This is a genomic window from Burkholderia sp. Bp8998, from assembly GCF_003854235.1.
In the GTDB taxonomy this organism is placed as follows: domain Bacteria; phylum Pseudomonadota; class Gammaproteobacteria; order Burkholderiales; family Burkholderiaceae; genus Burkholderia.
Genome location: NZ_QTQF01000163.1, coordinates 1 through 600, shown reverse-complemented (window position 1 = coordinate 600; position 600 = coordinate 1). Strand labels below are relative to the sequence as shown.

Annotated in this window: 1 protein-coding gene; it reads right to left on the bottom strand. The window is 64.3% G+C overall.

Going from position 1 to position 600, the window contains the following annotated elements; translation table 11 throughout:
* Positions 1–600 (bottom strand): RNA polymerase sigma factor region1.1 domain-containing protein (locus DIE06_RS37970; RefSeq protein ID WP_409364542.1); only part of this gene is annotated, 600 nt, incomplete at both ends.

Below are 600 nucleotides of genomic sequence, written 5' to 3'. Positions count from 1 at the left end.
CATCGGCGTCGACACTGATGCCATCGACCAGTTCGTCGATGCGCAGTTCGCCGGCAACGATGCGGTCGACGTCGGCAAGAATCGTGGACACGATCGACGGACACGCGGCAATCGCTTGAATCATGTCCTGCAGGCCATCTTCGATCCGTTTCGCGACCTCGATTTCACCGGCGCGGGTCAGCAGTTCGCTGGCCCCCATTTCACGCATGTACATCCGAACCGGATCCGTGGTGCGGCCGAATTCGGAATCGACGGTCGATAACGCAGCTTCCGCCTCCTCGTCCGCCTGATCGTCGGATGCCACGGCCGGCGCGGCGTCGGTCAGCAGGAGCGCTTCCGCGTCCGGCGCTTGTTCGTACACCGCCACGCCCATGTCGCTGAACGTGCTGACGATGGTGTCCATCGCCGCCGTTTGCGTAAAGTTGTCGGGCAGGTGATCGTTGATGTCCGCGTGGGTGAGATAGCCGCGCTCGCGACCGAGCGCGATCAACGCGCGCATCTGGTGCTGGCGCTCCTCATTCTGGCGCGCCAGCGACGCGGTGTCCGTCGGCGTCAGGGCCTGGGGCTTTCCCTTTGACACACGACGGCCGGCTTTTGCCG